Source organism: Deltaproteobacteria bacterium HGW-Deltaproteobacteria-6 (genome assembly GCA_002840435.1).
Lineage (GTDB): Bacteria > Desulfobacterota > Syntrophia > Syntrophales > Smithellaceae > UBA8904.
In genome coordinates, this window is the sequence record PHAT01000004.1 from 350183 (window position 1) to 376842 (window position 26660).

Consider the following 26660-nt stretch of genomic DNA (forward strand, 5'->3'; position numbering starts at 1 on the left):
GGAACAGGCGGTGTTAATTCGGATATTATTTTGCATTTACGATGACTGCTTCATATGTTTCGCGGATCAGTTCATTGACGGATACCGGCGGAACTTTATTCTCCCGCAAATATCTTCTGATGATGCCGATGGGGGCGTCATAGATGGCAAAAGTCACGCGATCCATTGTTTCTTTCGTGACCCGCCCGAATTGCTTTTTGGTAAACGCGGTTACGCCCTCAATCAATTCATTGGCCAGTCGCAGGGCGCGTTTCTGCATGTCTTCCGGCCATTTGTCGGATGTGAGGTCGTGGATCCGGTAAAGGAGCATGATGCGCGCCTCATGAGGATGCTGGCGAACCCACTGCAGGCAGGCCAGGGTGGCCTGAAGTCCATCATCCTGAAGCTTTTTTAAAAATTCTTTTTGGAATGATTCAATAATGTTGAGCCAGACTTCGGCCAAGAGCGCATCGCGTGACGGGAAACGATGGTAAACCGAACCGACGGGCGCGTTTACCCGTTTGGCCAGTGCCGCGATGGTGAGAGCACCCAGACCGTCATTAGCGATGATCTGGACTGCCGCGTTGAGGAAATCTTCGTTTTGAAAGTAAGCTTTGCGTCCCATACAAGTTTAATGGAAGAATAATTCTATTATGTCAAGATGATTTGCTTTCTAATAGCATGTTAAATGCCAATTCCCCCAGCAATGGCAGATCAAAGAAGAAAAAGAAGACGGCATGAAAAAGAGCATGATCGTGTTTTGTATGTTGTCGGTTTTTATTACGGTAACTTTTGTTATTGCGGGATAGCACCGCGCGCGGGGCACCCCTAAAATACTAATTTTCTTTCAGACGCTTTTCTGGTTCAATTTTATAGATTGACCCTTTACATTTTAGCATTTATAGAAAGTTCAAATAAGATTCATTCATAATGATTGGACCAGCAAAAGATCAGCGCACGGGCGTAATCGGCGAGCACCACTTGACCAACTGGCCCACAAAATATTAAAGACATGCAGGTTCAAGCAGTTCCCATGATATGATCAACACCGATTTTATCGCGAGGAGGAAGAAACCATGAAAGAAACACCCGATTACGAGAAATACCCGGTAAGCGAAGAAGAGATGGGCAAGCGCTACAAAAACTGGACGGAAGCCCTGGCCCGGCAGATGGTTACCCTGTACCGCGTCGGCAAGGAAGTCGGCGGCGATAAATTTGTCGAGCGCCTGAAAGAGGAATATTACAAGGACGGCCAGAAAGGCGCCAAAATGTGGATGTCGCTGACCGGCACCACAAATGCGGACTATTGCGATTGCATGAATCTTCCCAAAGTGCATGACTTAATCGACGATACTTTTGCCAATTACTGGAACGGTTACGTGGAGCATTCGCCGAAGGCTTTTGAAAAGGAACTTTACACCTGCCCGATCGCGAAACAGTGGTCCAGGGAACCGGAGCTGTGCGAAATCCTGCTGGGAGAATCACTTCGCGGCATGGCGACAGAACTCAACCCGAAATTTAAAACCAGCGGATTCAGCAAACTGCTGACCAAAGGCGACAAGGTCTGCCGCTTCCGCGTGGCCCTGGAGGATTAAATTTTTTTCAGATGCGAACCTATCGCATCTGAATCCGCGCCGCAAATCCCGGGACAGCCGGACGTCGGCCCCGGCAAGCGGCGGGGTGCGTGACACCGGGCAGCCGTTTATCAACCAAATGCATTTCCGCCGAAAGGGGCGTTTTTATGAAAAAGACCATTTATCATGGAATAAGGAATATCACCGTCGAGGACGTCAAAGACGTTGCACCGGGCGCCGGTGAAGTCAAAGTCAAAATCAAATACTGCGGCATCTGCGGGTCCGATTTGCACGAATATCTGCACGGACCTTTTCCCGAAAGCCCTTTTGGCCATGAAGCCTGCGGCACGATTATAGCCGCAGGCCCCGGTGTTGAAGGGTACAACGTCGGCGACCGCGTCTGCACGCTTGTTGCCGGCGCTTACGCCGAAGCGGTCAACTGCCCCCAGGACCGCCTTCTGAAAATTCCCGACGACATGGACTGGAAGCGGGCCACAGTTCTGGAACCGCTCTCCGGCGCGGCGTACGCCATCGACCGGGGAAATGTAAAACCCGAAGATACCGTCTTTATTGCCGGCGCGGGCACGGTGGGATTGATGCTGCTGATGGGTCTCAAAGCGATGGGCGTTAATACGGTTTACATGACGGATGTTCTGGAAAACCGGCGGAAGAAGGCCGAAGAACTGGGCGCCACCCTGGTCTGGAACCCCGTCGAGATCAAGACCCCCGCAAAAATAAAGGAACTGACCGAAGGGCGGGGTGTGGATGTGGCCATAGAAGCCGTCGGCGTAGAAGCAACGCTGAAAGACTGCCTGGCCTCGGCACGCTATCAGGGCACAGTCATTGTTCAGGGTATTTTCACACAGCGAGCTGCGGTTCACATGCTGGGATTTGTCACACGGGAAACGACTATGATCGGCACTAATTCCATTAAGCCCGACCTGGCCATGAAATGGCTGGAAACGGGAAGGATCAAACCGGAAAGCATCATTACGGATATTATCCCGCTGGCCGATATCGCCGTCAAGGGCTTTGACGTTCTGGCGGCAAAGAGTGAGACCGCCATCAAGATCGTGGTTGAACCGTAAGAATTTTTTTAGCAAGCCGCCGCGGGCGCCAAGCGGGATGCCCCTAAAATACTAAGTTTCTTTCAGGCGCTTTGCTGGTTCAATTTTATAGATTGACCCTTTACATTTTAGCATTTATAGAAAAATCAAATAAAGGTTCAACCATAATGATTGAACCAACAGGGAAAATGAGGGAATTATTATGGAAAATATCCGGAGAGCAGCCATGAAGAGAATGAAGAAAAAAATATTTATCCTGAGTTGCGCCCTTGCCGCTCTTTCACTTTTGTGTACGGTCTGGGTTCACCAGGTGTCGGCACTGGAATTTGAAGTGAAAATTACCAATCTATCCGGCGCCACAGCAATGGTTAAGGTGTATTCGAAGGGCGCTACCGGAGCGGCATCATTATATTCCACCCTTACCATTCCGAATAACCAGAATCAGACAACGAGTTTTCTCAGTTTAACCGGGCTCTGTCCATCCTATTTGACGGGGACGGTTGGAAGTAAAAATATCTATCCGATGACCTGTAACGGCAATGAAAGCGCCTCGACTACGGAACGATGCTGCGCGAGTCCGAAGTTCAATATAGTCAAAAAGAGCGACGGTACGTATCATTTTGAAAAAACATTATAGCTTATACGAAGCTGGGGCAAAGAAGGTAATACCGGCTTTTTAAGCTTCGGGGAAGGCAAATTAAAAAACACAACAGGAAAGGAAAGATCAATATGCAGAGGAGAATGTTTTATGCGGTAATATTCTTTTTGACAATGGCCGTGACGGCGGCTCTCATGCCCCAGCGTTCTGCCCTGGCGGCGTCGGACGACAGAGCAATCGACCAGGTGCGGATTGATTTTAACGCTGCCTTCAACGCGGGCGATAGTAAAGCCATGGGTCGCCTGATCGATCCGGATGGCGTTTGGATGCCACCGGGAAAGCCGGCCATTGTCGGCAAAGACAAAATAGTCGCTCTCTATGGCGCTTATTTTAAAACGACGCTGCCCACATTTGAATTGAAACCCGGCCAGATTCAGCAAAGCGGTCAATGGGCGTTCCTGAGCGGCACTTTTACAAGGATGGAAACAATCAAGGCGAGCCAAACGAAAAACAAGGTCTCCGGACACTATCTGTTCGTCCTGAAACAGCAGCCGGACGGCAGTTGGAAGATCGCCCGGGATATCTGGAACGAAGAGCCAAAGCCCTGAGTAATATTAGAGGCGTTTTAATAATCAATAAGATAAATTTCGTGCCAATACAGATCACAGGCATCCTTGCACGCCATCACCATAGCGGCATCGCAGGACGGTGTATTATGGTAGCGACCTTCACAAAAGGCGTAGCACTTATTTTTTATATTGATGTTTTGTGACTCGTTAACCTGGCCGGTTTGAGCTGTATCTCCGGCCAGCAAGATGACGATCGCGATCCCTGAAACCAAACAAACTTTGGATAATCCTTTTATCATTCAATTCTCCTTACTGAACCACTGGCAATTCTGCAAACAATTGATAAGAAATTGCTTTCTTTGTCAGGCAGTATAGGAAACCCGGACTTGCATGTCAAGAAAATCCGGGCATATTGGGCCGCGAACCGTCCTCTTTATTTTCCATCCACTATAAACTATTTTTATTCTTGCATCGTTTGCGGGAAACTGTATATTTCGCAAGTGATTTTGATCGGCCTGTTCGTTTCCGGAGAATAAAGAGTTGATCTATCGGATGCGAACACCGAAGGCATGCCGGTCCGACATTGATTTGGTGGCTATGGCATCAGACACCGGGTGCTGTGATAACATATGATCTTTGACCTGAAGCGGAACAAGGAGGAATGCGATGAATCTCGATCAGTTATTTTATCCGGAAAGCGTGGCCGTCGTCGGCGCGTCCAACAATCTGGGCGGCGGGAAAATGCCCTATTTTCAGATTATCCAGGGGAACGGTTTTGCGGGAACTATCTATCCGGTAAACCCCAAAGGCGGTGAAATAAGCGGCATCAAGGTTTTTACATCTATCGATGATCTTCCCGGGCCGGTTGATTTTGCCATTATCGCGGCGCCTGTTGAACAGTCCATAGACATTGTCCGGGCCGCAGTCCGCAAGCAGATCAAGTTCATTCATTTTTTCACATCGGGTTTTGGAGAAACGGGAAACCTGCAGCTGGAAGAAGATGTGATCCGGGAAGCCCGTAAGGGGGACTTGCGGATTGTCGGACCAAACTGCGTCGGCGTGCATTGCACCGGGTCCAAAATTTCATTTGTATTTGCCCCGCCTCAGGAATCGGCCGGTACGGTTGCGTTTCTGGGACAATCGGGCGGTGTGACGGCAAACTTTATGGCCATGGCCTCGACGCGAAAAATTCCCATCAATAAAGTTGTCTCTTACGGAAATCAGATCGACCTGCGTCTTGAAGATTATCTGGAATATCTGGCCGATGATCAGGATGTCCGGATTATTGCCTGCTACGTGGAAGACATCAAGAATGTAAAAACTTTTCTTAAGACACTCAAGCGGACCACGGCAAAAAAACCGGTGATTATTCTCAAGGGCGGGAAAACGGAAATCGGATCAAAGGCCGCGGCCAGCCACACGGGCGCGATGGCCAGCAATTACACAATCTGGGCGGCGGCCGTCCGTCAGCACGGCGGTTTGCTGGTGGATGATTTCGATCAACTGATGCATCTGGTGATGCTGGGCACGGCTGCAAAAATTCCGCGGGGCAAGCGGGTGGGCTTCCTGGGCGCCGGAGGCGGCGTATCCGTTCTTTTTTCCGATCTTGCCATTCAGTCGGGCCTGTCTCTTCCTGAATTGAGCGCCGCTTCGCAGCAGATGATCAGTGAAAAAATCATGGGAGTCAATACCTCGACGGTCAACCCGGTTGATCTGGGGGCCTTTGGTTTCGATCTCAATGTTATGCTGCATACCATGAAGGCCATTGATGCGGACGAATCGATCGACGTTATTGTCCCCTACTTTTCAGTCGAATACATCCTGCATGCCGAATTATTTCTTAATGTGAAAAATAACGCTGATACCGTTCTGGAAATGGCCCGGCAAATCAGGAAACCCGTTATCCCGATCCTGGCAAACTTTGTGGAAGACAACCTCGACTATGAGCGCGTCCGGATCGAAACGTACGCCGCTCTGCGCAAGGCGGGCTTCCCCGTTTATACTAAAATACAGGATGCTGTCTACGCGATCGGATCATACTTTGAATGGGCGGAAAAACAGCCCGCAAAAAAAGGAAAAAAACAGGCGACGCTGGTAAAAAAGGAAATAGACATAAAATAAGGGACGTCCTTTTTTATATTGAACAACCATCACAGAGAAACCATGAAATTAATAACAGGGAGGAATGGCAGATGATGAAGGAATTATTTTCTCTTAAGGGGCGGACGGCGCTCGTAACGGGCGGTTCGCGCGGGATCGGCCGCATGATTGCGGAGGGCTTCCTCGAACAGGGCGCGCGCGTCTATATCTCATCACGCAAGGCGGATGCCTGCGATACAACAGCCAAAGAACTCTGTGAGCTGGGCAATTGTATTTCCCTGCCGTGCGATGTCTCAACGGTTGAGGGTGCGAAGGCCCTGGCCTCTCAGTTTGCCGCACGCGAAGAAAAACTCGATATCCTGGTGAACAATGCGGGGGCTGCCTGGGGAGAACCTTTCGATGACTTTTCCGAAAAAGGCTGGGATAAAGTTGTCGACCTGAATCTAAAGGCGCCGTTCTTTTTAAGCCAGGCGCTGATCAGGCAATTACGCAAAGCAGCCGAAGACCGGCCGGCAAAGATCATCAATGTATCTTCGATTGACGGCGTCATTGTCAATCCCATGGAGACTTATTCCTATGCCGCAAGCAAAGCAGGTCTGATCCATTTGACCCGGCGGATGGCCCTGCGACTGATCAAGGACAATATCGTTGTCAGCGGAATCGCGCCGGGGGCTTTCGCATCGGAAATGAACAAGCTTGCCCGCGACTACGAAGACATGGTCGCGGCCAGCGTTCCTGCAAAACGCATCGGGCGCGATGAGGACATGGCCGGAGCGGCGGTTTATCTGGCATCCCGGGCCGGAGACTACGTCGTCGGCATTACGATTGTGGTCGACGGGGGGGTCACGCTCAAAGCCGTCACGCTTGAATCCTGAACGTATCTCATTGAATTCTGAATCGCATCTTAATAAATTGCGATCATAGAACTTTGCGCCGAGGGAATAGCAGGATTGAATATAAAATAATTGATTTTATAAAAAAGGAGACGAAATGAAAAAAACCGGTTTGATCATATTGATGGCGATACTCTGCTTTTTTACCGTGATGAATAATAATGCATCGGCATGGTCGGTTGAAGTGGAAAGTCCCTGGTGGTGGCCGGGCCAAGTCAAAATGTGCACGGAAAAACTAATTGGATCCGATGAATGCGATACGAAAGATATCGTGAAAGGCGGAACCATCAGCTTCCACACCGGAGCAAGATGTCCGAAGAGTCTGTCCGGAAAATATATCATTTATAAACAGAATGAATTTGTATCTATTGCCCTGCAGCCGGTCAGCATGCACAGCGGCAACGACATTTCCGATATATCAGAAGGAAGAATGGCTTGCCGGGATACGGGATGGAAGATTTGCCGGAAGCGCGGGACCACGGGCGATTACTCTAATCTCCAGAATAACGACTTTGGCTTCTGTAAGAAGTGATTTGATGTGGATAAGAGACAGCGAGGGGGACGCCCCTGACAACCATTTCTCAATGTTGGTCTCCGCCGCGGTTTTGATGCAGGGCATGGTTATAATATCATCATGGCTTTCTTGAGTATGTGTGATTGCAATACGAACCGCCTTTTCCAATGGTTTGTTCTCTGGTAAAAATCCAGTATTCCTTATTTTCCTTTGCGTGCTTCCAATCTCCCGCGCACGAGTATTTGCACAGCTCTGACAGCCCGAACAGGGTCAGCATCTTTGTGACCGGACAAAACTGAAACCGGAATTCAATTTTATCCTGTGTTTCATTTTCAATTCTTAAATGCAGAAGTTTTCTGAAAAATAAAAAGTTTCTTTTAATTTTTTGCTTGAATATTGGAAATTCCAGTTTTGAATTTACCCGCGGCACTATTACTTTCGCTACTAATGTAGCGGCCAGGATCAGTTGCCTGCCTACAATTTGAATGGATCTTTGTTTTCCAAGAAATGGCGTTAATGTATAAGCCTGTAAAACAAAAGGCAGGGTGAATATAAAAACCAGTACCCATGATAATACCAGTAACGAAAAATATTGCATATCACCTCTCATAGATGATAATTGGTCAATTGCCGTCCCAGTCTAATCTCAGGAAGTGAAGTAAACAATAATAGTTAAATGGCAGGAGATTGGCAGATGGAAACTGCTATGAAGCCTGCAATCAGCTTCGAGAAACCAAGCCCTGTCAGGTTATGGGAATGAGATCATATTTGAACCGTGAGCGAGGCGCCCCTGAAATACCAAGTTTATCGAAATATCCCCGGACCTGAACAGCGGGACGTCCTATATTATTCCCTTCAAGAGAAACAAACCTTTTTAGAAATAAAATGATCTCGGTTAAGTAAAATTACCTCCTGTTACTTAGCCGTCATCCCTTTGTCTCACTGGATTGAAATACCGCCGTCAACAACGATATTGTCACTGTCACATAAGATAAGCCTGACGAACGACCAAGTTGTCCTGATACCCGGGGCAGAAGACTTGAACAACAGTCCCTGCCCCTGTCGTTTTTCAATCGTAAAGGCCTTCGATCTCGGTCTTGAAGTGTTTGATCACCTCGTTGCGCTTGACCTTCATGGTGGGGGTCATCTCGCCCTCTTCCACGGTCAGTTTTCGCTTCAGGATGGCGTACTTTTTGACGCACTCGTATTCCTCAAGCTCGGCGTTGACCTTGCGGATATCGGCATCAATGAGCTGCTTTAGTTCCGGTTTGTCAATAAAGTCCTGACCGACCTGCGCGCAGATTCTTGTACCGTCCGCCTCGGAAAAAATCAGTTTGCTTTTGTCATAGGTGATGCCCTTTTCATCGAAAAGACGGATGAAGGCGTCAAAGTTGGGCACCACGAGGGCACCCACATACTTGCGATTGTCTCCTACGGGCATGACGACCTCGATCCAGGGCGATAACGAGAATCTGGCTTCGATTTTGGCCGACGGCACGTTTTTGCCCGTATCGAGAACCATCAATCCTTTCTTTCGGTCCACGATCTTCAGGAAGCCATCGGCAACCATGACCACGATGTCTCCGGTCTTAAAAAAGCCGTCCGGGGTAAAGGCTTCTTTTGTCGCCTCCGGGTTGTTCCAGTATCCCGCAAAAATATTTTCCCCTTTGACCTGCCACTCGCCGTCCTCGGCAATCCGGCCCTCAACGCCCGGCGCCACAGGCCCCACCGATCCGGGAAGGATCTTGTCGACCCGGTTGATGGTTATGGTGTTGCAGGTCTCCGTGGACCCGTATCCCTCGTAGATTCGTATCCCCATGGCCAGAAACACCTTGCACAGGTCCGCGGGCAGACTGCCGGCGGCGGAAAAGGCAAACCGGAAACGGCCGCCCATCATGGCGCGCACCTTCGAAAAAAATATCTTGTCCAGGAGCTTGTATCTGATCCGGAGGGGCAATGGCACACCCTCGGTAAAGTCAACTCCCTCGGCCATATTGATGAACCCGTTTTTGTCGGAGCGGTATTCCACCAGATCCAGGCCGGTTTTCATCGCGTACTCGAAAATGGCCTTCTTGACCGGCGAGGTTGCCGTGCGGGACTGCATGGTCATATAGATGCGCTCATAGAGCCGGGGGACGGAAACAAAAGCGGTCGGGCGGAAGATCTGTAAATCGTCCACCAGGGATTTGGGATCGGTATAGGCGACGGTCACCGCGCAGTGCATGGCGCAGCCATGGCCGCACTCGCGTTCATAGGTGTGAGACAAAGGCAGAAACGACAGGAAGACATCTTCCTCGGTGAAAGGCCGAGCGGAAAACACCGTCAGGTCGCGCCGGCAGGCCGCGTTAACACTGCGGTGGGTATGCACCGCTCCCTTGGGAACACCCGTGGTGCCCGAGGTGTAGACGATGGTCATGGGGTCGTCCAGTCGAACTTCGCGCCAGCGATCGTCGAAAGCATTCGGAGTCCCGGCCAAAAGCGTTCGGCCGAGGACCTTCAGATCATCAAGCGTTATCACCCGCTCATCTCCGGTCGCAGACCATTCCCCGATGGTGATAACTTTTTCCAGCGTAGGCATTTCATTCCAGACGCTTTTTATCTTGTTCAGGTTTTCCCCGTTGTCCACAAAGACGAAGCGGGCCCCGGAATCGTTCACGATATGCCTGATCTCGGGAGCCGATACCGAGGGGTAGATGCACACGGTAATGGCCGCCCCGCAGAGGATGGAATAATCCGCCCATACCCACTCGGGCCGCGTGTTCGCCATGATGCAGGCGCGGTCACCCCTGGCGAGGCCAAGCTGCATAAGGCCTGCCGAAAGCTCGCGCACCGTTTGCGCAAGCTGCGCATAGGTTAGAGAATCCGTGTTCTTCCCCCCAGTCTTCCACCACTGGGCGCGCCGGTTGCCGTGCTGTGTGGCGTTGCGGTGGAGAAGTTCGGGAAAAGTCTGAACCGTGATGTACCAGGGAACGGGGTTTTCATTCATGATGGGGCCTCCTTTGATCAGTTGGCTTAATGAGGCCCTTATAATCAAGAAACCATCACAAGTCAAACAATATAGGATGATCCTATACCGGAACCCATTTCGTTTATTGCGGTTCTCGCTCGGTTTAAATCCGGCAATGAGCGCAGTCTTTGCGATTAATTATTTTCTTATCTTCCGATAATCTATTTTTCTATATATTATTTTATGCCATGAAATAACCGCTGATATTGCAGACATCCAGCATGAAACGGATTGTAAAAAGCAGGCACAAGAGGAAAAGAAAAAATGAAAAAGTTACTGAAGAGATTTTTGCCGGTTGGATTGGGAGTAGTGATTTTCATGGCGGGTGTCACGTCTGAAAGCTTATGGCCGGCAACCGAACTGGTCAGTTCGTCTTATGCCGGCAGTTTTGGCAAAGGCGATGCAGGACCCGCATGGACAAAGTGCAAAAACAAATGCAATGGCGCCAGTTTTCCTTCTTATTGCTGCAGCGGTTGTGATTATTACTATAGCGTTGTCTCGGCATGGACAGGCAGCTTTGATAAAGGCAACGCCGGACCGGGATGGGTAAAGTGCAAGGACAAATGCATGGAAGGATGGTCTTCGAGCGGGAAGTACCTTCTTTGTAACGTGGGTTGCGAGCATTACTATAACATTATCTCGAATTGGTAAAAAAGAATCGCTGTCAACTGGTTGGCTTATTCCTTGAAGGAGGCTGGGAAAACAAGGTCAGGGACTTGACATATCCGTTTCTGATGTCAGGTGGCACCGGCCTTACAAGGATTCTTAATGGCGGCTCAGCCTGCCCATTCCTCCAACGCTTCACGGACAATCGATTTTTTTCATGGCCTGCAAAATGGCCTGCACGCTCTCCGGACGGATCAGGCGCGCGACTTCGCACCCGTCCGTGAGGAAGATCAGCGTGGGCCACAACTTGACCCCGAAGGAACGCCCCAGCGGACGGCCGCGGCCGTCTTCGACCTTGATGTGCACAACCTGCGGATGCGAGGCAAATGCCTGCCGGACCATCGGCCCGGCATCCTGGCAATAACCGCACCAGTCCGTGCCGAATTCCAGAACGGCGGGTCCGCATAACGCATCAATATCTTTGCGAGCCGGTTCGATTTCGACAAATTTACTGCTGAAGGCCATTTTTCGCCCTCCTTGTTTGCCTATCTGTAAAAGGTGAAATGAGTTGCCCGGACCAACGGGAGGTCACCGGGACTTCGCTTAACCATTGCTCTTTTCCTATAAACTTAAAAAATGCCGAAACTTTTTCACTGGATGAAAATACACATTCTCCGTTCGGTTTCATTTCGTCACTCCCCATTGATCGCTGTATCCCAGATATTGGACCAGGCGGCCTCATTTTTGCGGCGAAACAGGTTCTGGTGGCCGAGCGCCCTGACTCCCAGGTCGGCGGGCTTCTTCAGGCGAATCTCTTTTCCCGCGCGGGGCATGAATGCCAGAAACGTTCGCGCGCTTTTGGCGGTGGTCAGCGGATCGTCGGAGAAGACATACGAAATGATCGGCGCCTGCATTTCATCAAACTGGTGAGGTTTCAGCCGGTCCGCAAGCTCGCGGCGGAAGTAATCGCCCCTGTGCGACCAGCGCCGCCAGGTGCGAAAGGCGCCTGAGGGCAGGGTGGAGCCTCCCCAGAGGCCGCCGGCGGGAATATACCCTTTCATCGTCAGCTGCAGGGGTCCGTAGATCCACCAGAAAAACATGTCGAGCAATTGCTGCTTCGGAAACCGATGCGTCCACCAGGTTCCCAACCCGACGCCGATGAAGATGTGGCGTGTAATCTTATTCTGATTAGGCATGAAGCCGGCCAGATGTCCGCCGGCGCTGTTGGCAATGTGGACAACGGGCGCGCCGGGCGCCGCAGCGATCAGCCGTTCGAGGGCCGCCGCCATGTCCAGCCTGCCCCAGTCCGGATAATCCATTTTAAATGAGCTCAGATCGGCAGGCGCCGAAGCGCCGACGCCGCGGTAGTCGTAAACAAGGCAGGCGGCGCCGCGCATTGCACCCAGACGGGCGAAGGGCAGATAGAATTCCCTGGGAAACCCTGTTGCCGCGGAGATGAGCACGGCCGTGTGCGGCTGATCCGGAAGCAGCAATGTACCGGCAAGCTCAAACCCGTCTGCCGCAAGAAACCTGACTTCGTTTTCGGATACCCTCTGCCCGTCGCTTGTGGCTGTCATTCCAACGGCTCCTCCCGGATTCATTTTTTTGCCATGGACACCCTGATTGATTGACATGTCTTCTTACCAGTTTTATGCAGGAAATGCAAAACAGGGGGATATCCTGTATTGTTCCGTTAAGAGAAAAAAAGCCGCAACCCATAACGGGCAAACGGCTTTTTTATCGACAAGGCATAAGGCAAACCTCAGTAAAGCGCCTGAAGTTGTTCTCCATACTTCTTCAAGACATTGGCTCTCTTGAGTTTCATGGTCTGGGTGATAAAACCATTATCAATGGTAAAGTCCTCCTCAACAAAAAGAAATTTTTGCGGCACTTCATAACTGCCGAATGTTTTACGGAGATGAGCCATGATTCCTTTGGCCAGATAATCCTGCAAATTTTTGCTCTTCAGGGATTCTTCCAGTGTGTCCTTCAGCAGTGAATTGATGTTCGGATCGGCTTTCAGTTCTGCATAATTGGGAACAATAATGGCCACGTTGTAGTCTTTCCCTTCGCCATACAGCATCGTGTTGGCAACATAGCGCAGCAGCCTGATTTCATTTTCGATGCCCTCCGGATGGACATACTTCCCGTTGGCCAGTTTGTATTCATCCTTAAAACGGCCAGTAATATGCAGGAATCCGTCTTCGTCAAGCCAGCCGCGGTCGCCGGTGCGGATGCCGGCAAATGAATATATTCAAGCTACAAGGTCGGGGCGAGATACTCAGGTGAAATGCGGTTCCAGGGCGCTGAAATCAACCGAACCCAGATGCCGCACGTTTTTGTGAAACTGGGTTACGCCCGCTGCGACATCTTTTAAACGTTCAGAAGATGTCACCAGACACATATTCATGCTGGCCAGCTTGCTGACATCTTCCGACAGGCAGTCGAAAAAACCGGTAATCATGGCTTCCAGAACGCCGGCGGTATTCAAATCCGAACGCCCTTCGCCCGGCAGGTCAAACGCAAAATCCCTGATCTTCATTTTATCAACCGTGGCAACTATTTCATAAGCCGCTGTGTAGATGCGATCATAGGAAAGATCGCCAACATTGCCCACTCCGAAAAGAAGCAGCAAATCGGAATTGACACGGTCCGGATAGGGTATTGCCACCTTCTCCTTAAACTCTCCGGTCACATGACCCTGTTTGATTTCCCGCGAAATCATGCCGTTGAGACGCCAATCCATCAAACCGCAAATGCCGCGCGGCGGTTTTTCATCGCTGAAGAAACCCAGGACCAGGCACTTATGCCTTTGCCGGTCGGGTGGATGGGTGGTCAGGTTTAGCTGCATTTTTTTTATTAATTTTCAGATTGAGGGCATCCAGGATGCCGTTGATAAAAGAACCGGAATTTTCCGATCCGAACATTTTACCCAGATCAACAGCTTCATTGATGCTGACTTTAGCCGGAATATCGTCACAGTAAAGAAACTCATACACGGCCATTCGCAGAATACTGATATCAACCTTGGACATCCGGCCAAGCGACCAGTTATCCGAACAGCCGCCGATCATCTTGTCCAGCTCTTCCCGATGATGCCAGGCGCCGGAAATCAAGGTGGCCGCAAACTCTTTGGCCGACCTGGGCGCGACAAAATTCCCCCAGAAAAGCTCCTGAGCCTTTTCCACATCGAGCGTGACAAAATTCAAACTGTAAAGAACCTGTAAGGCAACTTCGCGCGCCTTTCTACGACCTTGCATCTAATCCTCAAATCCAGAAGCGCCTGAGCATTCCGGCGCTATTTCACTTTTTTAATTTAGGCACTGATCTTTTTGAACAGATCCACCATTTCAATGGCCGCCATTGCCGCATCCGCACCTTTGTTGCCCGACTTGGTGCCCGCCCGTTCAATCGCCTGCTCAATCGAGTCCGTCGTCAGGACGCCGAAAACCACCGGAATCTCCGCATCCAGCCCCACGCTGGCGACGCCCTTGGACACTTCCGCGCTGACATATTCAAAATGCGGGGTCGCGCCGCGAATCACCGCGCCCAGACAGATCACCGCGTCATAGCGCTTGCTTTTAGCAAGCATCTTTGCCGCCAGCGGCAGTTCGAACGCGCCGGGAACTTTGCAGACCACAATGTCCTTTTCGTCCGCGCCGGCCCGCAACAGCGTATCCACCGCGCCTTCCGTTAACCTGCCGCCGATGAAATCGTTAAACCGGCTTACGGCAATCGCGAACTTCATCCCCTTGGCAACAATTTTTCCTTCAATTATTTTCGGCATGATTTCAACACCATCCTTATTTGAAATTATTCCTATCGGCGCATTGCGCCGCCCTTGTTTAAAGCTCCAGAATATGACCCATCTTGCTTTTCTTGGTGGTCATATAACGAATGTTGTTCTCATTGGGCGGAATTTCAATCGACACGCGCTTGGTCACTTCAATCCCGTAGCCTTCCAGCCCGACAATCTTTTTGGGGTTATTCGTCATCAACCGCATTTTGTGCACGCCCAGATCCGCCAGAATCTGCGCGCCGATCCCGTAATCTCTCAGATCCGCTTTAAAGCCCAGAGCGATGTTGGCTTCCACCGTATCGTGGCCTTCATCCTGAAGGGCATAGGCTTTTATTTTGTTGACCAGACCGATGCCCCGGCCTTCCTGCCGCATATAGACAATAACGCCTTTGCCTTCTTCGCCGATCATTTCCATGGCGCGATGAAGCTGATCGCCGCAGTCGCAGCGGGCCGACGCAAAAATATCGCCGGTGCAGCATTCGGAATGAACACGCACCAGCACTTCGTCGTTCTTGGTGATATCGCCTTTCACCAGCGCGATGTGCTGCATGTCGTCCACATCGTTTTCATAAATAATAATCTTGCCGTCGCCGCCGTAAAGCGTCGGCAATGACGCTTCCGCAACGCGCCGGATCAGGGATTCGTTCTGCATCCGGTAATCAATCAGATCGGCGATGGTGCATATCTTGAGATTATGTTCCTGCGCAAATATTTCCAGATCCGGCATTCGCGCCATTGTGCCGTCGTCTTTCATGATTTCACAGATGACTCCGGACGGGGTAAGTCCCGCGAGCCTGCATAAATCCACGGACCCTTCAGTCTGACCGGTGCGCACCAGAACGCCGCCCTTGCGCGCCAGAATCGGAAACACATGGCCGGGGCTGACAATGTCTTCCGGTTTGCCCGCGCAATTCACCGCCGCCAGAATGGTGGTAGCGCGGTCCGCCGCTGAAATGCCGGTGGAGACGCCATGCCGGGCTTCAATGGAGACGGTAAAGGCCGTACCGAAACGCGCCTGATTGTCTTTCACCATCGGATGGAGCTTCATCCGGTCGGCAATTTCCTCATTAATGGTCAGGCAAATCAGCCCGCGGCCCAGCCTGGCCATGAAATTGATCGCCTCGGGCGTGACAAACTGCGCCGCCATGCAAAGGTCGCCTTCGTTTTCCCGATCTTCATCATCAACGAGAATAACCATTTTCCCGTTGCGAATGTCTTCAATTGCTTCCGATATTTTACTAACTGCCATTTTTCTCATCCTTTTTTACTTAATAAAACCATGTTCGGCGAGAAAATCCTTATCGATTCCCCGCGGTGTTTGCAATAACTTTTCTACATACTTACCCAGAATATCCGTTTCAATGTTTACAAAGTCCGCTTCTTTTTTCTCCGTGAGCGTCGTATTGCCGGCTGTGTGTGGAATGATATTAACATAAAACCGGCCTTTTTCAAGCTTGTTCACGGTCAGGCTGATTCCGTCGATGGCGACCGAGCCTTTTTCCACAATATAGCGCGACAAGGGTGCCGCGGTTTCAACAGCAAAGATGATCGACCCGGACTTCTGTGTTTTGCTCAGGATCCGGCCAATCCCGTCCACGTGGCCCAGCACAAAGTGGCCGCCCAGGAAGCCGCCGACTCGCAGAGATTTTTCCAGATTAACTTTATGTCCGGCCTGTAAGGTTTTAAGGGTCGTCTTGCTCAGGGACTCCGCGGAAACGTCGACGGTAAAGGTTCTGGCCGTTTTGGACGTCACGGTCAGGCAGGCGCCGTTTACCGCTATACTGTCCCCCAGGGACACCTCCTGCAGATCAATCGCGGCTTCCACTTCCAGAACCGCATCCGCGCCTTTCATCGTGAGACGAACGACTTTTCCCAATCCTTCAATAATGCCGGTAAACATGATTATTTTTTGCCTTTGCTTAGCAAATCCTTCAATTCGGACATGAATTCCCCGACGTCGCGAAACTGCCGGTAGACCGAGGCAAATCTTACATAGGCCACGCCGTCGAGCACTTTGAGTTCACCCATCACTTTTTCGCCGATCACCGAGGAAGGAATTTCCTCGCCCTGAAACTCCTGGCAGGCGGCTTCCACGTTTTCGACGATTTTTTCCATATCCTCCGTGCTGATCGGCCGTTTTTCACATGCCGTTCTCACGCCATTGCGGATTTTCGTCCGGTCGAACGGTTCGCGCCGCCCGTCTTTTTTGACCACCATCGGCAGAATGTCTTCCACGTATTCGTACGTCGTGAAACGGCGGGAGCAGCCCAGGCACTCCCGGCGGCGGCGAATGGCCTTACCGTCTTTGCTGATCCGGGAATCAATCACTTTGTTTTCCGCATTACCGCAAAAAGGACATTTCATGATTTCACCTGACCGATCCTTTTAAAATTTTTCCAACCATTCAACGCTGATCCCCGCTTCGCGGAGCATTTCCGCCGCCAGCTTGTCACTGTAGCCGTCACGAATCACAATGCGGGTGATGCCGGCATTGATGATCATCTTGGCGCAAATGACGCAGGGATGATTGGTGCAGTATAACGTAGAGTCTTTGGTGTTGACGCCATGTAGGGCGGCCTGAATAATCGCGTTTTGCTCCGCGTGCAGTCCGCGGCACAATTCATGGCGTTCGCCGGACGGAACTTTAAGCTGTTCCCGCAGACAGCCGATATCCAGGCAATGCTGCAATTTGGAAGGGGCGCCGTTATAACCGGTGGCCAGAATTCTCTTATCGCGAACCAGTCCGGCTCCAACCGCCCGTCTCAGGCAGGTGCTGCGCCGGGATACCAGATCAACGATGTCCAGAAAATACGTGTCCCAATCGGGACGGGAGTGGACCTGATCTGAAATATGATGCGACGGCGCATTTTTTTCCGTCATATCTTTCCGCTTTCTGATAAGCCGCTTGCCTTGATCCCCTATTATACCCATTCACTTTCTTTGGCTAACTTTACCGGCTTTGTCGTCGCGTTATCCTTTGAAAGCAAAACGGCATTACCCTTTCAGCCTTTGCGCATACAGCGGGAACCGGGCGCAAAGCGTGTTGACTTTTTCAGCCACGGCTTTAATTTTCTGCTCATCATTAATATGGTCGATCACATCGGCAATCAGCGAAGCAATCTCGCGCATTTCATTTTCCTTCATACCGCGGGTCGTCAGCGCCGGTGTTCCAATCCGGATGCCGCTGGTGACCATCGGCCCCTGCGTATCAAACGGAATACCGTTTTTATTGACGGTAATGGCCGCACGATCCAGAGCTTCCTGCGCATCCTTGCCGGTCACGCCTTTGGGGGTCAGATCGACCAGCATCAGGTGATTGTCCGTACCGCCCGACACCAGCCGGAAACCGGCATTCTTTAATTCGTCCGCCATCGCCTGGGCGTTTTTAACAATCTGCTGTTGATATGCCTTGAATTCCGGCATGAGCGCTTCTTTCAAGGCCACGGCCTTGGCGGCGATAACATGCATCAACGGCCCGCCCTGCATACCGGGAAAAACCCGGCTGTTGAGGATTTTAATATAGGGTTCCTTGCACATGATGAGTCCGCCGCGCGGTCCGCGCAAGGTCTTGTGCGTGGTGGTGGTAACATACTCGCAGACGGGAACCGGAGAGGGATGAAGGCCTACGGCAACCAGCCCCGCAATATGCGCAATGTCTGCCATGATGACCGCGCCGACTTCATCGGCCGCCGCGCGGAATTTGTTGAAGTCAATCGTCCGCGGATAGGCGCTCGCGCCGACAACAATCATTTTGGGTTTATGAACACGTACCAGCCTGGCCATTTCGTCATAATCGATCATTTCCGTGTCCCGGTTCACACCGTAGGGCACAATCTTATAAAACTTGCCGGAAAAATTCGCAGGAGATCCGTGCGACAAGTGGCCGCCGTGAGAAAGGTTCATGCCCAAAACCGTATCGCCGGGAGAACAGGCGGCAAAATAGACGGCCATGTTGGCCTGGGTGCCGGAGTGAGGCTGCACATTGACGGCTTCCGCGCCAAAGAGCTGCTTGCAGCGTTCAATGGCCAGAGTTTCGGGAATATCAACGTATTCGCAGCCGCCGTAATAGCGCTTACCCGGGTAACCTTCGGCATATTTATTGGTCATGACCGAGCCTTGGGCTTCCAGAACGGCTTCACTGACAAAATTTTCCGAAGCGATAAGTTCCAGTTTTCCCGCCTGACGCCTTGTTTCCAGTTCAATGGCCTTTGCAACTTCCGGATCAACCTGATCTAAAAATGACATTGCTAAAAATTCCTCCAAAAACAGTTATTCTGTATATTTTCTGAAAATGATAACCGCGTTGACGCCGCCGAAACCGAAACTATTGGACATGCCGGTGTTGATTTCCTGATGTCTGGCGACATTCGGCACAAAATCCAGATCGCATTCATCGTCCGGATTGTCCAGATTGATGGTGGGCGGGATGACGCCCTCGTGCAGCGCTTTAACGGTAAATATCGCCTCTACACCGCCGGTGCCTCCCAGCATGTGGCCGGTCATCGACTTCGTCGAACTGATCAGCAGCTTCTTCGCGTGATCGCCGAAAAGATTCTTGATGGCCTGCGTCTCATAAAGATCGTTGAGCGGTGTGGATGTGCCGTGGGCATTGATATAATCAATATCGGTGGGTTTCAGACCGGCATCATTGATCGCCACCTGCATGCTGCGGGCTGCGCCTTCGTGTCCGGGAGGCGGCGCGGCCAGATGAAAAGCATCCGACGTACAGCCGTAGCCGATAATTTCTGCGTAGATTTTTGCGCCCCGCTTTCGGGCAAAGGACAGTTCTTCCAGGATTAAAACGCCGCAGCCTTCGGCGATGACAAAACCATTGCGTCCTTTATCGAAAGGCCGGCTGGCTTTTTCAGGTTCATCGTTTCGTGTCGAGAGCGCGCGCATGGCGCAAAATCCGCCGACGCCGAGCGGTGTTACGGCTGCTTCGACGCCGCCTGCTATCATGACATCAGCGTCGCCGTAAGCGATGATTTTATAAGCATCGCCGATAGCCGACGTACCCGAAGCACAGGCCGTCACGGCGCAATTGATGGGACCCTTGGCGCCGAAACGCATGGAAACATGACCGGATGCCAGATTGGCCAGAATGGACGGAACAGCAAAAGGCGATAATTTGCGGGGGCCTGAATCATGGATCACAATAACTTCTTTTTCAAAGGTTGCAACGCCCCCGATGGCTGAACCAATGATGACACCGACCCTTTCCGCAATTTCCGGGCTGACGGTCAGCGCCGCATCTTCCATGGCCATCTGAGAAGCGGCTATGGTATAAAGGGCAAAGTTATCCAGACGCCGGACTTCTTTTTTATCGACATATTGTGAAGGATCAAAATTTCTGATTTCGCCCGCGATTTTGGAGGCGAAAGCAGTGGCATCAAACCGGGTGATGGGACCGATGCCCGATTTTCCCGCAACGGCGCCCGCCCATGATTCCGAAACGGAATTGCCAAGGGGAGTCAGGGCGCCGAGGCCTGTTACAACAACACGCCTTTTCATGGATTAATGATCCTGATTTAAAAAATTAATTAATGCCTTTTTTCTGGAGAAAATCGACGACGTCCTGAATCGTTCGGATTTTTTCCAGTTCTTCGTCGGCGATCTCTACACCGAAAACTTCTTCCATTTCCATGATCAGTTCAACCAGATCCAGAGAATCAGCACCCAGATCATCAATAAATGACGCCTCCAGTTTGCATTGCTCCTGTGCCACATCCAGCTGTTCCATAACAAGTTTAATGACTTTTTCTTCCAATGACATGAGTTCCCTCCCCCAGTCCAAAATTAGACTACATAATTATAACAAGTGCTGAACTTATTACCTGTTTTTTTAAAATAATTCCTTATTTATTTCAATGCGGAGGACTTCCGCATTTTCCGGCCGTTGAAGCGTCCGCCCCGCGATGTTCACCGGTTCAGACAGTTCCCTGTTTACAGGGTACTCCATCTTTTATTGGCAGAACTTCCCGCAGACTGAATCACCCGGTTTATACTGAACCACCTGCCGTGAAAACAATCAACGGGTGAAAACAGCCGGTGTTTTCCTCAAAACAACGATGCAGTCGTGTTAGGAAATCTTTTCCGCCGAGATCACTTCTCTGCCTTTATAGGTGCCGCAATTCGGGCAAACACGGTGGGGCATTTTCGGTTCACTGCATTGCGGACAAACCGACATGGAAGGCTGTTTCAGGAAATCATGCGCCCTTCGGGTATTGCGTCTCGTTTTGGAATGTCTCTTTACTGGATTTGGCATGGTAAATTATCCTCTTTTTTATAAATTAATTTTTCACTCTAAATTTTTTCAGCACTGCCAGACGATCGTCTACAACATCCGAACGGCAGTTGCATGAACCGGTATTCAAATTTTTACCGCAATGCGGGCACAACCCTTTGCAATCCCCGGCACAGAGAATTTTCATCGGTACCTGCAGAACAATCTGTTCGCAGATCATCGGCGCCAGATCGATGAAATCACCGCGGTAATGGCTTGTTTCAAGTTCATCTGCGGTCAGCTCCAGTTCTTCTGCGATCTCCGTCTTTTCAGGAACCAGCGTATAGGCAAAATCTCCGCCGATGGGAATCGTCGTTTTCTCCAGACAGCGGTCGCAATCCTGGCTGATGCTGGCTGCCAGTTCCCCCCGGACATAAATCGTATCGCCTGACCGGGTGATGAGACAGTTGACATCCGCCTTGACCAGTGAAAACTCCGGCCGATCGTCCTCAGAAAAGCATTCCTTGAACCATGCGGCATCTTTGGAAAAAGTCAAACGCAACCCTTCCTCGGGAAGAATGGTCAGATTAATTTTCAAAGAATCGGACATGGAACCCATATTACCTTGCAAAAAAAATTCAGCCAACCGCGCTAAGCCGGTGAGTAAATGATAAATTTATCGTGTTGTCAAGAACAATTTGCCGGACAGCAGTCAAAAGGCGCTTGACAAATGGTCGGCCGCAACCCTATAACAGCGCAAAAATTAAGGGAAACAATATGACCGCCAAAATACGAACCCGTTTTGCACCATCCCCGACCGGCTACCTGCACATCGGAGGTGCCAGAACCGCTCTTTTTAACTGGCTTTTTTCCCGCCATAATGGCGGCGAATTTGTTTTAAGAATTGAAGACACGGATCAGCAGCGCTCTACCGACGAATCCACCAGAGCGATTCTGGATGCCATGACCTGGATGGGTCTGAACTGGGATGAAGGACCGCATTTTCAGGCCCAGCGTGTCGGTCTGCACCGCGACATGGTGCAGAAACTGATTGACGAGGGCAAGGCCTACGTCTGTACCTGTACCCCCGAGGAACTGGAAGCCAAAAGAAAAGAAGCCCTGGCTACCGGCAAAAAGCCCAAATACGACGGAACCTGCCGTGACAAAAACTTAAAGAAATCAACGGGCAGTGTAGTGCGCTTCCGGGGCGCGCAAACCGGCATTACTATTGTAGAAGATCTCATCAAAGGAAATATAAGCTTTAATAACGATGAGTTGGATGATTTAATTATCGAACGCGGCGATGGATATCCCACTTATAACTTTGCCGTCGTTATTGACGACGCCATGATGAATATCACGCATGTTATTCGCGGCGACGACCATGTCAACAACACCCCGCGCCAGATTCTGATGTATCAGGCGCTGGGTTTTGAGGTGCCCAAATTTGCCCATGTCCCGATGATTCTGGGATCGGACAAAGCGCGCTTGAGCAAGCGCCACGGGGCCACCTCCGTCATGGCCTACAAAGAGATGGGTTATCTGCCGGAAGCCCTTGTAAATTATCTGGTTCGCCTGGGCTGGTCGCACGGGGACCAGGAGATTTTTTCGCAAAAAGAACTGGTTGATTTTTTTGCCCTGGACGCGGTCGGGAAATCCCCCGCCGTTTTTAACCCTGAAAAACTGCTCTGGTTGAATGCCCATTATATAAAGGAAGCAAATCCGGGGCGGCTGATGGAAGAAATGAAACCCCTGTGGCCTGCCGGAACGGATGCCACGGATGCCGTTTTTACCAAAAAGGTAATTGCCGATCTGCAGCCCCGCGCCAAAACCCTGGTCGAGCTGGCGGAAGTGGCGAATTTTTATTTTACTGATTCGGTTCATTACGAGGAACAGGCCGCGCAGAAATTTCTGACACCTGAAATAGCCCCCCATTTAAAGGCGATGGCAGAGGCCATTCCGGGCGTCCAAAACTTCAGTAAAGAAGGGCTGGAAGAATTTCTCAAGACGTTCATCGAAGAACGGGGAATTAAATTTAAGGCAATTGCGCAGCCGCTCAGAGTGGCGCTGACCGGAAAAACGGTCAGCCCCGGCATTGACGAAGTGATGGTCACACTGGGCAGGGATCGTGTTGTGCAAAGAATCAACGCCGCAATGGCCGCCATTAACAAGCAGAATGCATGAGGACTGGCAGGAAGGCTGCGGCGTTATATCAACCGCGTTACTTTCATCTTGACTTTTAAAGTCGAATTGAATAGATACTCACCCTCGACTTTCCCCGTCGCCGGGGAATCGGCCAGCAACGGCAACAGGATTTTCCAGCCTGCAGCGTAAATTTTCATCCTGGCCGTCGAACCAAAATGGTCCCATCGTCTAGTGGTTAGGACGCTGGCCTCTCACGCCGGAAACCGGGGTTCAAGTCCCCGTGGGACTACCAGTTCAAATAGCTGTAAATTATTTTCAGCATAGAGACAGTTCACAATAACCACCATCCCAAGCCGCACTCCAGCATCATAGTCCGCCGCGCTGATTAACCGGTTTTTCCACTGCCGATCACGGCAATCGCTTTGATCTCAATCAGTAACTGCGGCATGACTAGCCCTTTGACTTCAACCGCCGTCCATGCCGGATAATTTTCCGGGATGAACTCGGCTTTTACTTTGGAAAAACCGCGAATGTCGCTCATGGACGTATGGAAGGTCATGAGCTCCACGATATCGGCCAGAGTGGCGCCGGCCTCGGCAAGAACATGCTCAAGATTTTTGAAGGCGAGGCGGGCCTGGGCTTCAATCCCTTCACCGACCGCACCCTTTTCATCCATCCCAACCTGTCCGGATACCCAAACCATCTCGCCTACACGGGTGGCCTGGGAGAATTTCATCCGTCTGTATGTTTCTTCTGTTCCCGCCGGGTTAATCAGCACCTTCTTTTTTTGCGTCTCGTTCATGATCTTATGATTCCCCCTGTCTGATTCAGTTTAGTCTGCATTGCTTGGCTGTTGACAAAATATAATTATCGGGTGTCAACGGGAATGCAGCAGGATATTGCTTTCCCGTGTACATGCCCGGGTTGCCGGGCCAAAAACTCCGGTGTTAGATTGCCACCTCCAACCCGAATGGGAGACATGGATAAAAGAGACCCGAACGACTGTGATTGTACATTAAAGTTTATTTTAAAACAACTGCCTGCCCTGGAACAAATATTCTCCCAGCCCTATTTCCAACCCGTCAGGCAAAAGAGTGACAAAGTTTATTTCTGCATTAGACAGCTGCAAATCCGCGCGTCATGATAAACAAACTGCAAATAATCGATCGGAGCATACAATAGATGGAAGCCCATCTAAAAGATCGGATCAATTATCCGGGGAAAGTTTATAATAATTGCAATAAATGATTTTTTAAAGTAAGCTTTGTAAACTGATTTGTTTTTCTAATTGCTTGATTTTATAATGAGTTGAAAAGCACTTTCGATTTATGTGAAGAAAAGGAAAGCAAATACGTAATGACAAATTCTTTGCCTGAGAAAACCAGAGCATCTTTACTGATAATTGCGGTCATTTTTATGACCGCCTCCATTCTGGTCATCATCCTGGGCCATCTATTTTATCAAAGTCAGAAGAAATACACGAATGATGCGGCAAAGCAGCAACTGAACGCCATTGCCGAGCTTAAAGTATGGGAAATCAATAATTGGCGCAATGAGCGGATCGGTGATGCCAGCGTCATCTACAACAATGACGCATTTTATGCCGACGTCCTTCAATATTTCAGCAATCCGTCATCTTCTGCGGCCAAAAAAAATATTTTATCCCTGCTTTCTGCAACGCAGAAATCATATCAATATAAAAACATCCTGCTGCTGGATAAACAAAAAAACACGAAGCTCGCCACAAAAGTCAACGATAGCGATTACGGCAGAATTCATTCTGATTTTATCGATCAGGCTGTCGCGAAAAACAACATCACGATCAGCGATTTCTATATTGATAATAAATCTCATGCGGTTCATCTGTCCGTGGCCATTCCCATCGCGATGACGAAAAAGCCCGGCGCCGCGCACCTGGGTACTGTAATTATTATTATCGATCCCTATGTGCGCTTATACCCGGCAATTAAATTATGGCCCGCGCCCGGTGAAACCGGAGAGTCTCTGTTGGTAAGCCGCGACGGGAACGATGTGGTGTATCTGAACGAGTTGCGTCACGAAAAGAACAGGCCTTTGTTGATGAGACATTCCCTGACGGAATCGTCCCTGCCGGCCGTTATGGCAGTCCAAGGCCATACAGGCGTTGTTGATGGAACGGATTACCGTAAAAAAAATGTTCTCGCTGCAATCAAGGCGGTGCCGGATTCCCGGTGGTTTCTGGTCGCAAAAATTGATACGGAGGAGCTGTACGCATCCTTAGCTTCACGCTTCTGGATGATCGTGGTTTTCGTCTTAGGCGCCATACTGTCTTTTGGAGTCATTGCCGCCTATGTCCGGCGTTATCAGCAGGCGAAATTTTATCGCAAACAATATGAGCTGGAAGATAAAAGAGCTTCTCTGTATGCCCGAAGCCTCATTGAGGCAAGCCTTGATCCGCTGGTGACGATCAGTCCTGAAGGGAAAGTGATGGATGTCAATGCATCAACGGAGCTGATCACGGGACGGACCAGACAGGAATTGATCGGCAGCAATTTTTCGACCTATTTTACCGAGCCCCAAAAGGCCGAAGAAGGGTACAAACTGGCCTTTGAAAAAGGAATTGTCCGGGACTATCCGCTGTTCATCAGAAATGTTTCCGGACAGGTCACCCAAGTCCTGTACAACGCTTCCCTGTATAAGAACGAAGCCGGGGAAGTACAGGGTATTTTTGCGGCGGCCCGTGACATAACAAAGTTAAAGAGCGTTGAACAGGCTTTGAAGGCGGCGCATGATGAACTGGAAATAAGAGTGGAAGAAAGAACAAACGAACTGCAAAAAGTCAACGAATCCCTGCAAAGGGAAATACGGGAACGCAAAGAGGTGGAAAAGCTCATTGAACTGCGGACACAATTGCTGGAAATGACCAATAAGGAACTGGAGAGCTTCAGCTACTCCGTTTCTCACGATTTGCGCGCTCCGCTCAGGGCGATTGACGGTTATTCAAGGATGATCCTGCGGGATCAGAAAGATCATCTCAACGATGACGCCAGGCGGAAATTTGATTTGATCAGAAGTAATACGCAGATGATGGGTAAGTTAATTGATGATTTGCTTTCCTTCTCCCGTTTGGGCCGGCTGGAAATCAATATGTCCAGACTGGATATGACAGGTCTGGTCAATGATGTATGGATGGAGCTGCAGGTCATCAATCCCGAACGAAAGATTGAATTCGATATTAAAACCATTCCGCAGGGTTTCGGGGATCGCACGTTGATCAAACAAGTCTATTCCAATCTTTTATCCAATGCCGTAAAATATACAAAAATCAAGGACCGGGCACGCATTGAAACCGGCGGATACAAAGCGGAGAATGATAATATCTACTATATAAAAGACAATGGCGTCGGCTTTGACATGGAATATTATGATAAATTGTTTGGCGTATTTCAACGGTTGCACAGCGCTGATGATTATGAAGGCACCGGGGTGGGACTGGCCATTGTCCAGAGAATTGTTCATCGCCACGGAGGCCGCGTCTGGGCGGAAAGCAAAGCGGAAGAAGGAGCAACCTTTTATTTTTCCCTGCCGGTAAAGGACTGATTTGAAT

31 protein-coding genes and 1 tRNA gene are annotated in these 26660 nt (G+C 50.4%); 12 read left to right on the forward strand and 20 right to left on the reverse strand.

Annotation, left to right across the window (positions count from 1 at the left end; translation table 11 throughout):
• Nucleotides 1-25: 25 nt before the first annotated feature.
• Nucleotides 26-604 (reverse strand): hypothetical protein, encoded by a 579-nt coding sequence (locus CVU71_09945; protein PKN19092.1) that lies wholly within the window; start codon nucleotides 602-604, stop codon nucleotides 26-28.
• Nucleotides 605-1055: 451 nt separating this feature from the next.
• Here CVU71_09945 and CVU71_09950 point away from each other — a divergent pair, with 451 nt between their 5' ends.
• The 4 genes from CVU71_09950 to CVU71_09965 all read left to right on the forward strand — a co-directional run bounded on the left by CVU71_09950 (nucleotide 1056) and on the right by CVU71_09965 (nucleotide 3826).
• Nucleotides 1056-1574, forward strand: a complete 519-nt coding sequence (locus tag CVU71_09950; GenBank protein ID PKN19093.1) for a hypothetical protein — start codon at nucleotides 1056-1058, stop codon at nucleotides 1572-1574.
• A gap of 89 nt (nucleotides 1575-1663) precedes the next feature.
• The gene (locus CVU71_09955) at nucleotides 1664-2641 is read left to right on the forward strand and encodes a hypothetical protein (GenBank protein PKN19094.1); all 978 of its coding nucleotides are present in this window, start codon (nucleotides 1664-1666) and stop codon (nucleotides 2639-2641) included.
• Between the two features lie 181 nt (nucleotides 2642-2822).
• The gene (locus tag CVU71_09960; GenBank protein PKN19095.1) at nucleotides 2823-3257 is read left to right on the forward strand and encodes a hypothetical protein; all 435 of its coding nucleotides are present in this window, start codon (nucleotides 2823-2825) and stop codon (nucleotides 3255-3257) included.
• Between the two features lie 92 nt (nucleotides 3258-3349).
• The gene (locus CVU71_09965; GenBank protein PKN19096.1) at nucleotides 3350-3826 is read left to right on the forward strand and encodes a hypothetical protein; all 477 of its coding nucleotides are present in this window, start codon (nucleotides 3350-3352) and stop codon (nucleotides 3824-3826) included.
• A 17-nt stretch (nucleotides 3827-3843) separates the two neighbouring features.
• Here the strand turns inward: CVU71_09965 and CVU71_09970 are convergent, their stop codons facing one another.
• The gene (locus CVU71_09970) at nucleotides 3844-4086 is read right to left on the reverse strand and encodes a hypothetical protein (GenBank protein ID PKN19097.1); all 243 of its coding nucleotides are present in this window, start codon (nucleotides 4084-4086) and stop codon (nucleotides 3844-3846) included.
• 367 nt (nucleotides 4087-4453) lie between these two features.
• On the opposite strand from CVU71_09970, the gene CVU71_09975 reads away from it, so the two are divergent.
• The 3 genes from CVU71_09975 to CVU71_09985 all read left to right on the forward strand — a co-directional run bounded on the left by CVU71_09975 (nucleotide 4454) and on the right by CVU71_09985 (nucleotide 7312).
• The gene (locus CVU71_09975) at nucleotides 4454-5908 is read left to right on the forward strand and encodes a hypothetical protein (protein ID PKN19098.1); all 1455 of its coding nucleotides are present in this window, start codon (nucleotides 4454-4456) and stop codon (nucleotides 5906-5908) included.
• Nucleotides 5909-5979: 71 nt separating this feature from the next.
• Nucleotides 5980-6762, forward strand: a complete 783-nt coding sequence (locus CVU71_09980; protein PKN19099.1) for a 3-oxoacyl-ACP reductase — start codon at nucleotides 5980-5982, stop codon at nucleotides 6760-6762.
• Nucleotides 6763-6877: 115 nt separating this feature from the next.
• On the forward strand, nucleotides 6878-7312 hold the full coding sequence (locus CVU71_09985) for a hypothetical protein (GenBank protein PKN19100.1): 435 nt from the start codon (nucleotides 6878-6880) through the stop codon (nucleotides 7310-7312).
• A 100-nt stretch (nucleotides 7313-7412) separates the two neighbouring features.
• Here CVU71_09985 and CVU71_09990 read toward each other — a convergent pair whose 3' ends face one another.
• Both CVU71_09990 and CVU71_09995 read right to left on the reverse strand, forming a co-directional pair.
• Entirely contained in the window at nucleotides 7413-7904 is a 492-nt protein-coding gene (locus CVU71_09990; protein ID PKN19101.1) for a hypothetical protein, read from the reverse strand.
• Nucleotides 7905-8363: 459 nt separating this feature from the next.
• Entirely contained in the window at nucleotides 8364-10280 is a 1917-nt protein-coding gene (locus CVU71_09995; protein ID PKN19102.1) for a hypothetical protein, read from the reverse strand.
• Between CVU71_09995 and CVU71_10000 the strand changes: the two genes are divergently transcribed.
• Nucleotides 10279-10461, forward strand: coding sequence for a hypothetical protein (locus CVU71_10000; protein ID PKN19103.1), 183 nt, complete (start codon nucleotides 10279-10281; stop codon nucleotides 10459-10461). The two genes, CVU71_09995 and CVU71_10000, sit on opposite strands and share 2 nt — an antisense overlap.
• Before the next feature lie 104 nt (nucleotides 10462-10565).
• The gene (locus CVU71_10005) at nucleotides 10566-10952 is read left to right on the forward strand and encodes a hypothetical protein (GenBank protein PKN19104.1); all 387 of its coding nucleotides are present in this window, start codon (nucleotides 10566-10568) and stop codon (nucleotides 10950-10952) included.
• Nucleotides 10953-11102: 150 nt separating this feature from the next.
• Here the strand turns inward: CVU71_10005 and CVU71_10010 are convergent, their stop codons facing one another.
• The 15 genes from CVU71_10010 to CVU71_10080 form a co-directional block, all read right to left on the reverse strand.
• Nucleotides 11103-11432, reverse strand: a complete 330-nt coding sequence (locus CVU71_10010; GenBank protein ID PKN19105.1) for a thiol reductase thioredoxin — start codon at nucleotides 11430-11432, stop codon at nucleotides 11103-11105.
• A gap of 167 nt (nucleotides 11433-11599) precedes the next feature.
• Entirely contained in the window at nucleotides 11600-12541 is a 942-nt protein-coding gene (locus CVU71_10015) for an alpha/beta hydrolase (protein PKN19106.1), read from the reverse strand.
• Nucleotides 12542-12669: 128 nt separating this feature from the next.
• A complete protein-coding gene (locus CVU71_10020; protein ID PKN19107.1) occupies nucleotides 12670-12990 on the reverse strand; it encodes a hypothetical protein in 321 nt (106 codons plus the stop codon).
• A gap of 198 nt (nucleotides 12991-13188) precedes the next feature.
• Nucleotides 13189-13758 carry a hypothetical protein gene (locus tag CVU71_10025; GenBank protein PKN19108.1) on the reverse strand — a complete coding sequence of 190 codons (570 nt, stop codon included), beginning with the start codon at nucleotides 13756-13758 and terminating at the stop codon, nucleotides 13189-13191.
• Complete coding sequence (gene nusB, locus CVU71_10030; GenBank protein ID PKN19109.1) at nucleotides 13712-14167, reverse strand: transcription antitermination factor NusB; 456 nt, start codon at nucleotides 14165-14167, stop codon at nucleotides 13712-13714. The genes CVU71_10025 and nusB overlap by 47 nt, the downstream gene beginning before the upstream one ends.
• 56 nt (nucleotides 14168-14223) lie before the next feature.
• Nucleotides 14224-14694, reverse strand: a complete 471-nt coding sequence (locus tag CVU71_10035; protein PKN19110.1) for a 6,7-dimethyl-8-ribityllumazine synthase — start codon at nucleotides 14692-14694, stop codon at nucleotides 14224-14226.
• A gap of 58 nt (nucleotides 14695-14752) precedes the next feature.
• The gene (locus CVU71_10040; GenBank protein ID PKN19111.1) at nucleotides 14753-15955 is read right to left on the reverse strand and encodes a bifunctional 3,4-dihydroxy-2-butanone-4-phosphate synthase/GTP cyclohydrolase II; all 1203 of its coding nucleotides are present in this window, start codon (nucleotides 15953-15955) and stop codon (nucleotides 14753-14755) included.
• Nucleotides 15956-15970: 15 nt separating this feature from the next.
• Nucleotides 15971-16606 carry a riboflavin synthase gene (locus CVU71_10045; protein ID PKN19112.1) on the reverse strand — a complete coding sequence of 212 codons (636 nt, stop codon included), beginning with the start codon at nucleotides 16604-16606 and terminating at the stop codon, nucleotides 15971-15973.
• Nucleotides 16607-16608: 2 nt separating this feature from the next.
• Nucleotides 16609-17070, reverse strand: coding sequence for a transcriptional regulator NrdR (locus CVU71_10050; GenBank protein PKN19113.1), 462 nt, complete (start codon nucleotides 17068-17070; stop codon nucleotides 16609-16611).
• A gap of 21 nt (nucleotides 17071-17091) precedes the next feature.
• Entirely contained in the window at nucleotides 17092-17586 is a 495-nt protein-coding gene (locus CVU71_10055) for a cytidine deaminase (GenBank protein ID PKN19168.1), read from the reverse strand.
• Nucleotides 17587-17700: 114 nt separating this feature from the next.
• Nucleotides 17701-18951, reverse strand: coding sequence for a serine hydroxymethyltransferase (gene glyA, locus CVU71_10060; protein ID PKN19114.1), 1251 nt, complete (start codon nucleotides 18949-18951; stop codon nucleotides 17701-17703).
• A 24-nt stretch (nucleotides 18952-18975) separates the two neighbouring features.
• Nucleotides 18976-20217, reverse strand: a complete 1242-nt coding sequence (gene fabF, locus CVU71_10065; protein PKN19115.1) for a beta-ketoacyl-[acyl-carrier-protein] synthase II — start codon at nucleotides 20215-20217, stop codon at nucleotides 18976-18978.
• A gap of 25 nt (nucleotides 20218-20242) precedes the next feature.
• Nucleotides 20243-20479: an acyl carrier protein gene (gene acpP, locus CVU71_10070; GenBank protein ID PKN19116.1), complete on the reverse strand. Its 237-nt coding sequence runs from the start codon at nucleotides 20477-20479 to the stop codon at nucleotides 20243-20245.
• Between the two features lie 306 nt (nucleotides 20480-20785).
• Nucleotides 20786-20971 carry a 50S ribosomal protein L32 gene (locus CVU71_10075; protein PKN19117.1) on the reverse strand — a complete coding sequence of 62 codons (186 nt, stop codon included), beginning with the start codon at nucleotides 20969-20971 and terminating at the stop codon, nucleotides 20786-20788.
• 25 nt (nucleotides 20972-20996) lie between these two features.
• Nucleotides 20997-21548: a hypothetical protein gene (locus CVU71_10080; protein PKN19118.1), complete on the reverse strand. Its 552-nt coding sequence runs from the start codon at nucleotides 21546-21548 to the stop codon at nucleotides 20997-20999.
• Nucleotides 21549-21706: 158 nt separating this feature from the next.
• Between CVU71_10080 and CVU71_10085 the strand changes: the two genes are divergently transcribed.
• Both CVU71_10085 and CVU71_10090 read left to right on the forward strand, forming a co-directional pair.
• Complete coding sequence (locus CVU71_10085) at nucleotides 21707-23113, forward strand: glutamate--tRNA ligase (protein ID PKN19119.1); 1407 nt, start codon at nucleotides 21707-21709, stop codon at nucleotides 23111-23113.
• A 178-nt stretch (nucleotides 23114-23291) separates the two neighbouring features.
• Nucleotides 23292-23366, forward strand: a tRNA-Glu gene (locus tag CVU71_10090).
• Nucleotides 23367-23459: 93 nt separating this feature from the next.
• On the opposite strand, the gene CVU71_10095 is transcribed toward CVU71_10090, so the two are convergent.
• On the reverse strand, nucleotides 23460-23876 hold the full coding sequence (locus CVU71_10095) for a hypothetical protein (GenBank protein PKN19120.1): 417 nt from the start codon (nucleotides 23874-23876) through the stop codon (nucleotides 23460-23462).
• A gap of 554 nt (nucleotides 23877-24430) precedes the next feature.
• On the opposite strand from CVU71_10095, the gene CVU71_10100 reads away from it, so the two are divergent.
• Nucleotides 24431-26653, forward strand: a complete 2223-nt coding sequence (locus tag CVU71_10100) for a hypothetical protein (GenBank protein ID PKN19121.1) — start codon at nucleotides 24431-24433, stop codon at nucleotides 26651-26653.
• The last annotated feature ends 7 nt before the right edge of the window (nucleotides 26654-26660 follow it).